Here is a 14,851-nt window from a genome sequence, read left to right as displayed (position 1 = left end):
CATGTCCTCCAATCTTGTCATCGTTTACCACCGCCAGCCCTATGAGGAGGTCGAGGTGGACGGCCGCATCGAATATCGGGAAAACAAAAGCCCGAACGGCATCGTCCCCACGCTCAAAAGCTTTTTCGGCCGCTTTGAAAAAGGCGCCTGGGTTGCCTGGAAACAGGCCGAAGACCCCGCACACCCGGATTTCGAGCGGGTGATCGAGATCGACGACCAATATGGAAAATACACCGTCTCGCGCCTGCCCCTGACCGCCGAACAGATCACGAGCTTCTACCACGTCAGTTCCAAGGAAGCATTCTGGCCGATCCTGCACGGGTTCAAGGAGCGCTACAACTATGACCCGGTGGACTGGCCGACCTTTCGCGAGGTGAACTGGGCCTTCGCCGAGGCCGCCGCGGCCGAGGCTGCAGACGGCGCCGTGGTCTGGATTCATGACTACAACCTGTGGCTGGTACCGGGGTATCTGCGCAAACTGCGCCCGGACGTGAAGATAAGCTTCTTCCACCACACCCCCTTTCCCGGCGCGGATATGTTCAACGTGCTGCCCTGGCGCAATGAAATCCTCGAAAGCCTTCTGGCCTGCGACCTCGTGGGTTTTCACATTCCGCGCTACGTGAACAACTTCGTCTCCGCCGCGCGCTCGCTGCTTGAGGTCGATACGAAGACCCGCGAGAAGGTGAAACCGGAACTCGCCTCGCAAACCTCGGCCCTGTCCGAGCAAAGCGTGCCCACCCAGATCACGTTCGACGGCCGCACGATCAACCTTCAGGCCTCGCCCGTGGGGGTTGACGTGGACTATATCGAACAGCTCGTGGCCCGCGAGGAAACCGCCGCGAAGGTTAAGCAGATCAAGCAGGAGCTGGGCGATGCGCAGTTGATCCTGTCGGTCGGGCGCACCGATTACACCAAGGGCGGTATCGAACAGCTCCACAGCTATGAGCGTCTGCTGGAAACGCGCCCCGATCTGCGCGGCAAGCTGCGGCTGATGCATGTCTCGGTGGCCGCCAACAGCAACATGGTTGCCTATGAGGAGATCCAGAGCGAGCTGGAGCATATCGCGGGGCGGATCAATGGCCGGTTTGGCAGCCTCGACTGGCAGCCGCTTGCGCTGCTTTCGCGGGCGGTGCCGTTTGATCAGCTCGTGGCTTATTACCGCGCCGCCGATGTTGCCTGGATCACGCCTTTGGCGGACGGGATGAACCTTGTGTGCAAGGAGTATGGCGCCGCGCGGGCTGATGGCGACGGCGTGCTGGTGCTGTCTGAATTCGCCGGCGCGGCGGTCGAACTGTATTCCGCCGTCATCACCAACCCGTTCTCGCACAAATCCATGGACAGCGCGATTTCCCTGGCGCTCGAAATGCCCGAGGAAGAGCGCCGGGAGCGGATGAAGCTGATGCGCGAGATCATCCGGAAACAGGATGTTCGGTTCTGGGCCGAAGATCAGATGCAGGCCTTCGACTCTGCCGATCTGCCCAAAACCATGATCGTGCCTGCGGCCTGAGCCGCCCCCGCAAACCATGCCGCAATGCCCGGGCCAGCCATCTGGCCGCGGCCTTGGGCCACCGCACCCGAGGTGCCGCTTTACATTTCAGAGCGATGCGGATCATTCCGGGTGGGCACCGCCTGCAGCCAGTCGGCATAGGGCGAGGCCTGGCTTTTGTGGTAAAGCTGCCAGAGCGCGGGAACGGGCGTCTCGGACCAATCGATCCTGAGCGATAGCGGCGCCATGTCACGGCCAACGACAAGCAGCGCGGCCGACAGCAGGCCGCGGCTGTCACTGCCGGCGGCATGACCGGCCTCCAGCGCCCGCAGCAGACGTGTTGCAAAGGCGCCGGTGGCGGACAGATACCCATCCAGCATCGCGTCGAGCACCGCAGGGGTTTTGAGCATGTTCCCCGACACGACCACCTTGGGCCCCTGCCGCTGGCCGGCCTCGGCGATACTGTCACAGCCGGTGAACACCGCTGTGGTTCCGGCCAGATCCAGCGCGGCAAGCTGGCGGTGCGCGCGCCCGCCGTCGGGGCCGACGACCGCATCCACCGCCGCGCGGGCGCTTTTGCCGTTCCTCATATGCTCCAGAACATCCTCGCCCCACAGGGTCGACGGCGAGGTGCCCTGCGAGGCAGACATGCCGCTGCGGGAATCACCGCGCAGCACCCAGCCGCCCACACAAAGGCTGCCCGTGGCGGCAGCGCCGCCACAGATGCCTGTTTCTTCATCGAACGCGAGGATTGAAAAGGTCATTCACCGTGGTCTTCTTCGTTTTGGCCAAATTTATCATGATAAATCCGGGGACGTCGATTTATCATGATAAATAACAGATCAACACACAACAGAGAGGGAACCGAAATGCAACTCTTTGACTGGACGCGGCGCGGGTTTATCGCGGTGCTTGGCGCGGCGGCGCTGTCGGGCCTTGCCCCCGCGCTGCAGGCGCAGACGCCGCCGGGCGTTCTGATCGTCGGGCAGATCGCAGAGCCCAAGGCGCTGGATCCGGCGGCGGTGACGGCCGTCAACGATTTCCGCATCCTGATGAACGTCTATGACGGGCTGGTGCGTTATAAATCCGGCACGCTGGAGGTGGAACCGGCGCTGGCGACAAGCTGGACCATCAGCGAGGATGGCACCGAATACACCTTCAAACTGCGCGAGGGCGTCACCTTCCATGACGGCAGTGCGCTGACCGCCGATGTGGTCAAGTTCAACTTCGACCGGATGCTGCAGGACGATCACCCCTATCACGATACCGGGCCGTTCCCGCTGTCCTTCTTCTTTTCGTCGATCGACGCGACCGAGGTGGTGGACCCGCTGACCGTGAAGTTCACCCTCAGCGCGCCCTACGCGCCTTTCCTGTCGAACCTGGCCTATCCTACGGGCCTGATCGTCAGCCAGGCGGCGGTGGAGAAGTTTGGCGCCGATTTCGGGCGCAACCCTTCGGGCACCGGGCCGTTCAAATTCGCCGAATGGCGCAGCAACGAAGCGGTGGTGGTGGAGCGCAATCCCGATTACTGGGATGGCGCGCCGTCTCTCGAGGCGGTCGTCTTTCGCCCGATCACCGATGCCAACACCCGCACCGCGGAGATGCTGGCGGGCGGGATCGATCTGATGGTCGAGGTGCCGCCGGTGGCCCTGTCGCAGTTTCAGGGCGATGCGTTCAGCGTGGTCGAACAGGCCGGGCCGCATGTCTGGTTCCTGATCCTGAACGCCAAGGAAGGCCCCTTCGCCAACAAGCTGGTGCGCCAGGCGGCGAATTACGCGGTAAACAAGGGGGCACTTGTGAACGATGTTCTGGAAGGCACCGCCGAGGTGGCCGCAGGCCCCACACCGCCGGCCTTTGCCTGGGCGTATAACGACGCGCTGGAACCCTATCCCTATGATCCGGAAAAGGCCAGGGCGCTGCTGGCCGAGGCGGGCGAGGAGGATCTTTCGCTGACCTTCTACGTGACCGAGGGCGGCTCGGGGATGCTGGACCCGGTGGCGATGGGCACCGCCATTCAGGCCGATCTGGAGGCCGTCGGATTCGACGTGAAGATCGAGACCTATGAATGGAACACTTTCCTGGGCAACGTGAACCCCGGCCTGGAGGGCAAGGCCGATATGGCCGAGATGGCCTGGATGACCAACGATCCGGACACCCTGCCCTTTCTTGCGCTGCGCACCGAGGCCTGGCCTGACAAGGGCGGCTTCAACTCCGGCTATTATTCGAACCCGGAGGTGGACACGCTGCTGGAGGAGGCCCGGGTGGCCACCGATCAGGCAGAGCGGGCCGCGCTTTACAAGAAGATGCAGGTGATCGTGCAGGAGGATGCGCCCTGGGTTTTTGTCGCCAACTGGAAGCAGAATGCGGTGACGAGCGACAAGGTGGAACATTTCGCGCTGGAACCGTCATTCTTTTTGCTGCTGAAGGATGTGGTCAAGAACTGATCGGGTTTCGGGCCGGGCTTGCCCGGCCCGATCCGCCGCTGCGCGGCATTTTCATGCCTCCGGCGGGGATATTTTCGGAAAGATGAAAGGGGCCGGCGATGGGCGCCTATATACTCCGGCGGCTGATATCCGCGATCCCGGTGTTGCTGGGGATCACGGTGATCGTGTTTGCCATCATGGAGATGATACCCGGCGATCCGGCGACCGCCATTCTGGGGTCTTACGCGACGCCCGAGAATGTGGAGAAGCTGAACCGGGAGCTGGGCCTCGACAAGCCTGCGGTGCAGCGCTATTTCATCTGGCTGGGCAATATGCTGACCGGCGATTTCGGGCAGAGCTATGCGCTGAACCGGCCGGTGCTGGATGAGGTACTGGAGCGGTTCGGCGCCACGCTGATCCTGGCCGGCGTTGCCTTTGTGCTGTGCTCGGGCCTGGGTGTTCTGGCCGGGGTGGTATCGGCGGCGCGGCAATACGGGCCGGCCGACAGGGCGATTACATTCGTGGTGCTGCTGGGGATTTCGATCCCGTCGTTCTTTCTGGGCATGATGATGATCCTGCTGTTCGCGGTGAAGCTGCGCTGGCTGCCGGTATCGGGGATGTATGCGATCTATGGCGGTGGCGATTTGCAGGACTTGCTGCGCCATCTGGTGATGCCGGCCTCGGCACTGGCGGTGGTGGCCACCGGCGTGATCGCCCGGCTGTCGCGCGGCGCCATGCTGGAGGTGCTGCGGCAGGATTTCATCCGCACCGCCCGCGCCAAGGGCGTGCCCGAACGCCGCGTGATCCAGGGCCATGCGCTGCGCGCGGCGATGGTGGGGATCATCCCGGTGCTGGGCATCCAGGCGGGGTTCGTGCTGTCGGGCGCGGTGTATATCGAGATGGTGTTCCAGTGGCCCGGCGTCGGCCGGATGCTGGTTGATGCGATTCTGAAACGCGACATCCTGCTGGTGCAGGGCGGCGTGGTGTTCGTGGCGGCGTGCTATGTGTTGTTCAACATCGTGGTCGATGTGGCGCAGAGCCTGCTGGACCCGAGGATCAAGACATGAGGCTGTTTGCCGGTCTGCTGGCCCGCAACCGCCTGGCGCTGGTCGGGGCGGTGGTTCTGGCGGCGGTCGCGGTTCTGGCGCTGCTGGTGCCGGTGTTGCCGGTGCGGGCGCCGAATGTAACGGACACAGCCGCGCGCTATCTGCGCCCCTTGTCGGAGGGGCATCTGCTGGGCACGGATCACCTGGGGCGGGATCTGCTGTCGCGGCTGCTGTGGGGCACGCGGCTGTCATTGGCGGTCGGCTTTGCGGCGGCGGTGATTGCCGCCGTGATCGGTGCCGCGCTGGGCATCGTGGCCGGGTATTTCGGCGGGCGCACGGATAACCTGATCATGCGCGGCGTCGATATGCTGATGGCGTTTCCCTATATTCTGCTGGCGCTGGCGATTGTCGCGGCGCTGGGTCCGGGGCTGTTGAATGCGCTGATCGCGGTGGCGGCGGTGAACGTGCCGTTCTTCGCGCGCAACATCCGCGGGATAACCGTGGGCATCGCCAACCGGGAATTCGTGGATGCGGCGCGGCTTGCGGGGATGGGGCATTGGCGCATCATCTGGTCGGAAATCCTGCCCAATGTGGTGCCCGTGATCGTGATCGCCATGTCGACCACCATCGGCTGGATGATCCTGGAAACCGCCGGTCTCTCGTTTCTGGGGCTGGGCAGCCAGCCGCCGCAGGCCGATCTGGGATCGATGCTGGGCGAGGCGCGGGCAGCACTGATCACCGCGCCGCATACCTCGGTGGTGCCGGGGGTGATGATTCTGATCATCGTCATGAGCATCAACCTGCTGGGCGACGGGGTGCGCGATGCGCTGGACCCCCGGCTGCGCTCTGGCGCGCTGAGCCGGCCGATGGCGGCGACACGTGTGGCGCGCGATACCGTGCCGGAGCCGCAGGGCGATGGCATCCTGACGTTGCAGGCGCTGGAGACGCAGTTTCACGTGGGCGGGCGGGTTTACAGGGCGGTCAACAAGGTCAGCCTGTCGGTGCATCCGGGCGAATGCCTGGGCATCATCGGCGAAAGCGGATCGGGAAAGTCGGTGACGGCGCTGAGCGTGATGGGGCTGGTCGCCTCGCCCCCGGGGGTGATCACCGGCGGCGCGGCGCGCTATCGCGGCGACGATCTGATCGGCGCGCCCTACGAGACGCTGCGCAGCCTGCGCGGCGACCGCATCGCCTATATCTTTCAGGATCCGCTGGCGACATTGCATCCGCTCTACCGTGTCGGGGACCAGCTGGCCGAGGCGATCCGCGTGCATCACCCGCTCGGCAGGGCCGAGGCCTGGGCGCGGGCGGTGGCGCTGCTGCATTCGGTGCGCATTCCCAACCCCGAGAGCCGGGCAAAAGCCTATCCGCACGAGATGTCTGGCGGGATGCGGCAGCGCGTAGGCATCGCCATGGCTCTCGCCAATGATCCCGATGTGATCATCGCCGACGAGCCTACCACCGCGCTGGACGTGACGGTGCAGGCGCAGATCCTGAGCCTGCTGGATGAACTGCGCCGTGCGCGCGGGCTGGCGATCATTTTCATCACCCATGATTTCGGTGTGGTGGCGCAGCTTTGCGATCGGGTGGCAGTGATGTATGCCGGGCGGATCGTCGAGGAAGGGCCCACCGGCGTCCTGCTTGAAAGCCCGGCCCATCCCTATACCCGGCGGCTGATCGACTGTGTGCCCGAACTGGGCGCGGGGCGGCGCCGGCTGGCCGCCATCCCCGGCCTGCCGCCGGCGGTTGACCAGTTGCCGCCCGGCTGTGCCTTCGCGCCACGCTGCGGCCGGAAACAGCCCGCTTGCGAAGCGGGAGAGATCGGCCTGGAGGGCAGCGGCGCGCGCCGCGTCCGCTGCCTTTATCCCGAGGTGGAGGAGCCATGACCGACGCGCTGAAACTGACCGAACTGTCGAAAAGCTTTCCGGTGGGCAAACCGCTGTTCGGCAAACCGAAGGCCATTGTCCGCGCCGTCCGGCCCGTGTCGCTGCGCGTGGAAACCGGCGAGACGCTGGGCATTGTCGGCGAAAGCGGGTGCGGCAAGTCCACGCTGGCGCGGATGCTGGTGGGGCTTTTGCCGGCCAGCACCGGCTCGATCGAGATCGAGGGCGAAGCGCAGGATACCACCGATCCCGCCGCCTTCGGCAGGCGCATCCAATATGTGTTCCAGGATCCGATCAGCAGCCTGAACCCGCGCAAGACCATCCGCCAGATCATCGAGGCGCCGCTGAAGCTGTTGCACGGCATGGGCCGCGCCGAACGCGATACGCGCCTCCGCGAGATCCTTGCGGCCGTGAACCTGCGCGAAGATTTCCTGACACGCTATCCGCATGAGTTTTCCGGCGGACAGGCCCAGCGGATCGGCATCGCCCGTGCGCTGGCTGCCAATGCGCGCATTCTGATCCTTGATGAACCGGTCTCGGCGCTGGATGTTTCGGTGCAGGCGCAGGTTCTGAACCTGCTGGCCGATCTGAAGGCCGAACTCGGGCTGACCTATCTGTTCATCAGCCACGATCTGGCGGTGGTAGAGGCGGTGAGCGACCGTGTCGCGGTGCTTTACTTCGGCGCGGTGGTCGAGATCGGCAGGGCCGGGGATATCTTCCGCCAGCCACGCCATCCCTACACCCGGCTGCTGGCCGACAGCGCACCGGTGGTGGGCCGCCCGCTGCGCCCGCCCGAGGGCCGCGAGACCGAGCTGCCCGACCCGCTGAACCCGCCGCCGGGTTGCTCTTTCGCGGCGCGTTGTCCATACGCGACGGATCTTTGCAGAACGACCGAACCACCCCTGACCCCGATGGGAGAGACCCAGCTTGCCGCCTGCCACCACCCGATCACCCGATGAGCCCGCGCCCCGCCAGAGCCGCCCCACGATGGTGGCCGAGGCGATCAAGGCCTGGGTCATGGAGCAAGGGCTGAAATCCGGCGACCGCCTGCCGGGCGAGGCCGAGTTGATCGAACGGTTCGGCATGTCCAAGGGCACCATCCGTGAAGCCACCCGCATTCTCGAGGCTCAGGGGCTGGTGCGTACACGCTCGGGGCCGGGCGGCGGCACGTTTGTGCATGAAATGTCGTCGGACAGGGCGCGGGCGCTGTTGTCGAGCTATTTCTATTTCCGCGATCTGTCGCTGGCCGACATCTATCAGGTCCGCCGCGCGCTGGAACCCGAGGTCGCCGCCAGCCTGGCCGGCAAGCTGAGCGACAGCCAGCTTCAGCAGCTCGAAGACATCATGGCCGGCTACAACGCCCCCGCCCGCACCGCCGAAGAGGAACGCGAACAGCATATCGCGTCGCTCAGCTTTCATGCCACGCTGGCGGAGATGTCGGACAACCCGCTGCTGTCGTTCATCATCGCCTTCGTCACCAGAACGCTCAGCGATCTCACCGTCTACCGCAAGCTCTATGACCCGCCCAACCACGCGCTCTGGGCCGAGGGCAAGACCTATCAGGGCGATCTGTTGCGGGCCCTGCGCGCGGGCGACAGCGATGCCGCCCGGACGACGATGGTCGCGCATATGCAAACCGCCCAGGCTCTCATGGAGGCGCAGGAGGCCGAGGTCGTGCTGCGCCTCACCGTATGAGGCCCCGCGGGCCGATGATCCAAAGCGGAGTCAGGCCGGAAGGTCGAAGAAGAACATCGTGCCTTTGCCGACCTCGCTGGCAAACCCGATGGTGCCGCCATGGCCTTCGACAATCGACTTCGCGATGCTCAGGCCAAGCCCCGTTCCGCCCACCTGGTGCTGCCATGCGGACTCCGCCTGGGTGAACTGTTCGAAGATGGTGGCCTGGGCGGATTCGGGAATGCCATGGCCGAAATCCCGCACGGCGATGCGGGCCCCCGAGGTGCCCTTGCCCAGCGAAACCTCGACCTTATCGCCCCTGTGCGAATATTTCGCGGCGTTCGACATCAGGTTGGCCATGACCTGCATCAGCCGGTCCGGGTCGCCCGTCACCCGCACCGGTTCGTCGATCTCGATGGCCTCGAACCGGATACCGTATTGATCGCCGTAGGCCTTGTTCGCCTCGATCGCGTTTTCGATAAGCTCGACAAGATCAAGCTCGACCATATGGAACCGCATCTTTCCGGCCCCGATCTTCTCGAAATCCAGAATGTCGTTCACCAGCCGGCTCAGGCGATCACTGTTCTTGTAGGCAATCTCGCACAGCGCATGCGCCTTTTCGGGCAGATCACCCGTCACGCCCGAGCGGATCATGCTCAGCGCGCTCTTGATGGATGTCAGGGGCGTGCGAAGCTCGTGGCTGACCGTGGCCACGAAATCGGATTTCGCCTTTTCCGCCAGCTTGATCTGGGTGATGTCCTGCGCGATGCCGAAGGATGAAACCGGCTGCCCCTCGTCATTGAACGCGGTGTTGCAGCGCTCATGTATCCACTTGACGCGCCCGCTGGGCACCACGATCCGGTAAATCGCATCATAAGGCGTGCCGTCGGAAAGCGACGCCTTGTAGTCCCTGTCGTTGGCGGCGCGATCGTCGGGATGCACCAGTTCCAGAAAGCTTTCGTAGGATCCGTCGAAACCGTCCGGGTCGACCTCGAAGATCCGGTAGATTTCATCCGACCAATGGATCGTACCCTCCGCGATGGACATTTCCCAACAGCCGATCTTGCCGATGCTCTGGGTTTCATTGAGGTAGCCCACAGTCTTGCGCGCCTCCACGATCGCCTGATCGCGCAGCAGGCTCAGCGGCCGCACCGTCCAGTAATACAGGGCCGGGCTGGAAAGGATCGCGACAAGCGCGGCGAGGATCGTCGCAAGCACCCAGGGCTGGCCGGCCGCGAACTGATTGAAAGAGGGCACCAGAAGCGGCACCGCCGCCATCGTCATCGCCCCCGACAGAAAAACAACAAAGGCAATCCGAAGATAGATAAACAAGAATGAAATCCGGTAATTTTCCACCGTCGTCCTCGCATATAAAATGACTTCCGGAATAATGCGCATGTGTGCACCGGAACGAAGGTCAACAGCGGTAACGGAAATAGCCGCGCGCACTGTGTGACCCTGCGTAAGGGTTGTGGACCTGAATTTCCGAAAAACTTGGGAATATATTGGGCCGTTTTGCGGCAGTGCAGCAAAACCCCGCGCACAAAACAATCTGCGGTTGCGGGGTTTATATACCGCCATCCTATGAAGAGTGCGGCAGCCGTTTCCGCCCCGCACAGCTACCGCATTTTTTTGGCAAAACGGGATCAATTCTGTTTATGTTGAAAGGGTTAGTTGAAAGTATGGATTCGGCCGTTCTTTCGATCTTCTGCGGCCAGGGGGTATAGTGGTGGTTTTTCTCGAAGTTTTTTTCATGATTGTCGTGACGGTCGCCATTGTCTTCCTGCTGACGATGGCGCTGTACAATATCGCGCTGGTCCTGACCTACCGCGCCAAGCGCGGGCCCGACCCCGAGCCCGCCGCCCTGTTTTCGGATGCCGATCTGCCAAAGGTGACGGTGCAGCTTCCGGTCTACAACGAAGGCACGCTGGCCGAACAATGCCTGCGCCTTGCTGCAGCGCTGGATTATCCCGGAGACAAGCTCGAGATCCAGTATCTGGACGATTCCGATGACGAAACCACTTCGGAAATCGGCAAGGCCGCTGTCGAGAAGCTGCGCAAGGAATATCCCGATATCACCTTCCAGTATCTCCGGCGCGGCAACCGGCACGGGTTCAAGGCCGGGGCGCTGCTTTACGGCACCGAGCGCGCCACCGGCGAATACATGGCGATATTCGATGCCGATTTCATCATCCCGCCGGATTTCCTGCGCAAGACGATCCACTTCTTCACCGATCCGGGCGTCGGTGCGGTACAGGCCCGGTGGGACTATGTGAACGAAGGCAAATCGCTGTTCACTCGGCTGCAGGCGAACAAGCTGGATGCCCACCAGATGTTCGAACAGACCGCGCGCGCCCGTTCGGGCCGTCCGGTGATCTTTCACGGCACCGCAGGCGTCTGGCGCGCCTCCGCACTGGCCGAGGCCGGTGGCTGGGATTGCATGAGCGAGGTCGAGGATGTGGAGATCACGGTCCGCGCCACGCTTGCCGGCTGGCGGGTGGTCTATCTGGACAACTTTCGGCTGCTGTCGGAACTGCCCGAAACCATCAACGGCTTCTTGCGGCAGCAGATGCGCTGGCGGCGGGGCTGGAGCAGGGTCACGGCTCATTACTCCGGGCTTATCCTGCGGGGCGATATCCCCTGGCGCAACAAGCTTGACCTGCTGCTGCGGATTCACCTGACCTGGGGGCCGATCGGCGCGCTGATCATGATCCTCAGCGTTCTGCCCTATTTTTCGATCGCCGCGAAATACGGCCTGTCGCTGCCCGCGACCCTTCTTTACACGTCCGGCCTCGTGATCTCGCTCGTCACGCGCCATTTCGAGCAAAAGACGCTGATCGAAGATCCGAACGCCCGCGCCCCGATCGCCCTGCATCCGCTTCTGAAATTCCTTCCGCTCAACTACCTGCTGTTCAGCATGGGCACGCTATGGCCTCTCACCCAGGCGACATTCGAAGGGTTCTGGCAAAAGCCGGTGTGGGAGGTGACCCCCAAAAGCGGCACGACCGCGAATTCGCCCGGGCATCATGCCCTGATCAAATCCCGGCGGCTGCCGGGCTATGTGATCGGCACGCTGGGCCTTGGTGCGCTCGGGGCGGGGCTGGCCCTCTATTCGGCATGGTCCGGGTTCTTTCTCGCCGGTATATTTTACGTGATGCTCGCGATCGGCTGCGGCTATATCGGCATCCTGCTGCTGCGCTTCTTCGGCTATAACCTCGGCTTTCCGCCCGCCTCCGCGCCGCCCCCCGGACCGAAGGGTCAGCCCCCACTGCCCGGCCGGACAACCTGACATGGCTGGGCGACATGTCCTTTTAGATCCACCTGCCCCATGCCATCATTGTCGGGCTGCGCGGGCTGGCGTGGTCGCGGCATCGCTGATCCGCGCAGCGTTGGCATGGCGCCGGGTCGAACAACCCCGGCAGCGGCTCGTGGAAACCTGACTCAGACGCCGGCCCGGCCCTACTTGAACAGACCCGCCAGGATGGTGTCTTTCGTGGCCTCACCGATCAGTTTGCCATGCTCGGTCACACCGACGGGCGCGCCCGTCTCGTCCAGCAGCCGTACCACCTTCTGAATCCTGTCGTCGGCCCGCACGGTGACCGGCCGCGCGCCCGTCAACGGCTGCAGCACGTCGCGCGCGCAAAGCACGCCCAGCGGGTTCATATGGGCGACGAATTCGGCCACATATTCGTCGGCGGGGGCCGAGAAGATCTCGCGCGGGGTGCCGCATTGAACAATGCGCCCGCCTTCCATGATCGCGATCCGGTCGCCCAGCTTGAACGCTTCGTCCAGATCGTGGCTGACGAAAATGATCGTGCGCTTCAGCTCTTTCTGAAGGTCGATCAGTTCGTCCTGAAGCCGGGTGCGGATCAGCGGATCGAGCGCCGAGAAAGGCTCGTCCATCAGCAGGATCGGCGCATCGGTGGCAAAGGCGCGGGCAAGGCCCACCCGCTGCTGCATCCCTCCCGACAGATCGCCGACGCGGCGATCCGCCCAGTCCGACAGCCCGACCAGCGCCAGTTGCCGGTCAACCTGTCTGGCAACGTCGCGGCGGCCCAGCCCGGCAAGCTCCAGCCCCAGGCCGGCGTTTTCGCGCACCGTGCGCCAAGGCAGAAGGCCGAATTGCTGAAACACCATCGCGATGCGGGTCTGCCGCATCCGGCGCAGCTCGGCCGGGGCGGCATGGGTGACGCTGACCATCCGGTCGCCGTCATTGACACGCACCTCGCCCCGCACCACCGGGTTCAGCCCGTTGACCGCGCGCAGCAGCGTGGATTTGCCCGATCCCGACAGCCCCATCAGCACCAGAATCTCGCCCTCGCCCACGCTGAGCGAGCAGTTGTGAACGCCAAGCACCTGTGCCGTCGCCTCCTGAACCTCGGCGCGGCTCTGGCCGGCATCCATCAACGGCAGGGCCTTTGCCGGCTGCTCGCCGAACACGATGGACACATTGTCGAATTCCACGGCCCTGGTCACTTGCGCTCCATCCTCAGCATGCGGTCCAGAATGATCGCCACCACAACGATGATGAAGCCGCTTTCGAACCCCAGCGCCGTGTTCACCTGATTGAGCGCGCGCACCACCGGCACGCCCAGCCCGTCAGCCCCGACAAGGGCCGCGACAACCACCATCGAAAGCGAAAGCATGATCGTCTGGTTCAGCCCCGCCATGATCTGCGGCAGGGCAAAGGGCAGCTCCACCTTCCACAGGGTCTGGCGCGGAGTGGCGCCAAAGGCCCGCGCCGCCTCGAGCAGCGGCGTGGGGGTGGAGCTGATGCCCAGATGGGTCAGGCGGATCGGCGCGGGCAGAACGAAGATCACCGTCGCGATCAGGCCGGGCACCATGCCGATGCCGAAGAACACGATGGCGGGGATCAGATACACGAAGGTCGGCAGGGTCTGCATCAGATCAAGGATCGGGCGCATGGCCTGAAACAGCCTTGGCCGATGCGCCGTCGCGATCCCGATCGGGGTGCCGACGGCCATGCAGACAACACAGGCCGACAGGACCAGCGTCAGGCTTTCGGTGGTTTCTTCCCAATAATCCTGATTGAGGATGAACAAGAACCCCAGCGTGACCAGAGCCACGGTTTTCCAGCTGCGCTGAAGAAACCATGTCAGCCCCACGAAAAAGCCGATCACGATCAGCGGATGCGGGGTTTGCATGAGCCACAGAATGCCATCGATCAGCGCTTCCATGACTGCGGCAAGCCCGTCGAAAAACACCGCGCCGTGGCTCTGCAACCAGTCGAACACGGTCTTGGCGGTCTTGCCGACCGGTATCTTCGCCTCTGTCAGCCAGTCCATTCCGTCTCCGGTGAGTAGCGCGCAGGTAGGGGCATCCGCCGGACAAGCGGCGGGTGCGCCGGGTTAGAGGCCGAACGCGGCTTTCACGGCCGTCAGGCCCTCGCCACCATCCAGCGTCGTCACCCCGTCGAGCCAGCCGTCGAGAACGGCGGGATTGGCCTTCATCCAGGCCATGGTCGCGTCATCCGCCTCTTCGCCGTCGTTCAGGATCGCGCCCATGATCTCGTTTTCCATCGGCAGGCTGAATTCCAGATTGGTCAGAAGCTTGCCGACATTCGGGCATTCGGCGACATATCCCTTGCGCGTGACCGTGTGCACAACGCCCGCCCCGCCAAAGAACTCTTCGCCGCCGGTCAGGTATTTCAGCGGAAAGCTCGCGTTCATCGGGTGCGGCTCCCAACCCAGGAACACGACATCCTCGTTCTTGGCAACGGCGCGGCCGACCTGGGCCAGCATCCCCTGTTCGGAGCTTTCGACAACCTCGAACCCCTCGAGGCCGAACTTGTTCTCTTCGATCAGGCTGACAAGATAGGCGTTGCCCTCGTTGCCCGGCTCGATGCCATAGATCTTTTCATCCAGCGAGTCGCCGAACTTGGCGATATCGGCATAGTCCTTCAGGCCCGCCTCATAGGTATAGGCCGGCACGGCAAGGGTGTATTTGGTGCCCTCGAGGTTCACCGCCACGGCCTCGATCTCTCCGCTGTCGATATAGGGGCCGATCGCGCCGGCCTGCGCGGGCATCCAGTTGCCGAGGAAAACATCCACATCGTCGCTTTCCAGCGAGGCAAAGGTCACCGGCACCGACAGAACCTTGACATCGACATCATAGCCCAGCGCCTCGAGCACCTGTTTGGTGGCCGATGTGGTCGTGGTTATGTCGGTCCAGCCGACGTCGGAAAAGACGACGGTGCCGCAATCCGCCATCGCCTGACCCGCGACAAACAAAAGTGCCGCAGCAGATACGGTTGATTTGTACGTCATTTCTGGCTCCCTGTTATTTTGATTGACGGGTTAATTAAGTCTACACTACGCC

Annotated in this window: 12 protein-coding genes; 7 read left to right on the top strand and 5 right to left on the bottom strand. The window is 63.6% G+C overall.

Annotated elements, in window-relative coordinates:
- The first annotated feature begins 1 nt into the window (after window position 1).
- Window positions 2-1,507, top strand: a complete 1,506-nt coding sequence (ggpS, locus tag TQ29_RS03605; RefSeq protein WP_054538054.1) for a glucosylglycerol-phosphate synthase — start codon at window positions 2-4, stop codon at window positions 1,505-1,507.
- An 80-nt stretch (window positions 1,508-1,587) separates the two neighbouring features.
- Here ggpS and TQ29_RS03600 read toward each other — a convergent pair whose 3' ends face one another.
- Complete coding sequence (locus TQ29_RS03600; RefSeq protein WP_054538053.1) at window positions 1,588-2,250, bottom strand: DUF1028 domain-containing protein; 663 nt, start codon at window positions 2,248-2,250, stop codon at window positions 1,588-1,590.
- A 105-nt stretch (window positions 2,251-2,355) separates the two neighbouring features.
- Between TQ29_RS03600 and TQ29_RS03595 the strand changes: the two genes are divergently transcribed.
- The 5 genes from TQ29_RS03595 to TQ29_RS03575 all read left to right on the top strand — a co-directional run bounded on the left by TQ29_RS03595 (window position 2,356) and on the right by TQ29_RS03575 (window position 8,533).
- Complete coding sequence (locus tag TQ29_RS03595) at window positions 2,356-3,930, top strand: ABC transporter substrate-binding protein (RefSeq protein ID WP_054538052.1); 1,575 nt, start codon at window positions 2,356-2,358, stop codon at window positions 3,928-3,930.
- A gap of 98 nt (window positions 3,931-4,028) precedes the next feature.
- Window positions 4,029-4,976 carry an ABC transporter permease gene (locus TQ29_RS03590; RefSeq protein ID WP_054538051.1) on the top strand — a complete coding sequence of 316 codons (948 nt, stop codon included), beginning with the start codon at window positions 4,029-4,031 and terminating at the stop codon, window positions 4,974-4,976.
- A complete protein-coding gene (locus TQ29_RS03585; protein ID WP_054538050.1) occupies window positions 4,973-6,841 on the top strand; it encodes a dipeptide/oligopeptide/nickel ABC transporter permease/ATP-binding protein in 1,869 nt (622 codons plus the stop codon). Before TQ29_RS03590 ends, TQ29_RS03585 begins: the two co-directional genes overlap by 4 nt.
- A complete protein-coding gene (locus TQ29_RS03580) occupies window positions 6,838-7,797 on the top strand; it encodes an ABC transporter ATP-binding protein (protein WP_054538049.1) in 960 nt (319 codons plus the stop codon). The genes TQ29_RS03585 and TQ29_RS03580 overlap by 4 nt, the downstream gene beginning before the upstream one ends.
- A gap of 28 nt (window positions 7,798-7,825) precedes the next feature.
- Window positions 7,826-8,533, top strand: a complete 708-nt coding sequence (locus TQ29_RS03575; RefSeq protein WP_054538048.1) for a FadR/GntR family transcriptional regulator — start codon at window positions 7,826-7,828, stop codon at window positions 8,531-8,533.
- A 30-nt stretch (window positions 8,534-8,563) separates the two neighbouring features.
- Here the strand turns inward: TQ29_RS03575 and TQ29_RS03570 are convergent, their stop codons facing one another.
- Window positions 8,564-9,844 carry a cell wall metabolism sensor histidine kinase WalK gene (locus tag TQ29_RS03570; protein ID WP_054538047.1) on the bottom strand — a complete coding sequence of 427 codons (1,281 nt, stop codon included), beginning with the start codon at window positions 9,842-9,844 and terminating at the stop codon, window positions 8,564-8,566.
- A gap of 421 nt (window positions 9,845-10,265) precedes the next feature.
- Here TQ29_RS03570 and TQ29_RS03565 point away from each other — a divergent pair, with 421 nt between their 5' ends.
- Window positions 10,266-11,801 (top strand): glycosyltransferase, encoded by a 1,536-nt coding sequence (locus TQ29_RS03565; protein WP_157445506.1) that lies wholly within the window; start codon window positions 10,266-10,268, stop codon window positions 11,799-11,801.
- Window positions 11,802-11,971: 170 nt separating this feature from the next.
- On the opposite strand, the gene choV is transcribed toward TQ29_RS03565, so the two are convergent.
- From choV to choX, 3 genes are all read right to left on the bottom strand, one after another.
- Window positions 11,972-12,988, bottom strand: coding sequence for a choline ABC transporter ATP-binding protein (gene choV, locus TQ29_RS03560; RefSeq protein WP_054538045.1), 1,017 nt, complete (start codon window positions 12,986-12,988; stop codon window positions 11,972-11,974).
- Window positions 12,985-13,818 carry a choline ABC transporter permease subunit gene (gene choW / locus TQ29_RS03555; protein WP_054538044.1) on the bottom strand — a complete coding sequence of 278 codons (834 nt, stop codon included), beginning with the start codon at window positions 13,816-13,818 and terminating at the stop codon, window positions 12,985-12,987. Before choW ends, choV begins: the two co-directional genes overlap by 4 nt.
- A gap of 63 nt (window positions 13,819-13,881) precedes the next feature.
- Window positions 13,882-14,799 carry a choline ABC transporter substrate-binding protein gene (gene choX, locus TQ29_RS03550; RefSeq protein ID WP_054538043.1) on the bottom strand — a complete coding sequence of 306 codons (918 nt, stop codon included), beginning with the start codon at window positions 14,797-14,799 and terminating at the stop codon, window positions 13,882-13,884.
- Window positions 14,800-14,851: the final 52 nt, after the last annotated feature.

Source organism: Actibacterium sp. EMB200-NS6, assembly GCF_001305615.1.
Taxonomy (GTDB): domain Bacteria; phylum Pseudomonadota; class Alphaproteobacteria; order Rhodobacterales; family Rhodobacteraceae; genus Actibacterium_A; species Actibacterium_A naphthalenivorans.
The sequence above is the reverse complement of the archived record's forward strand: the minus strand, read 5'-3'. Positions and strand labels throughout refer to the sequence as shown.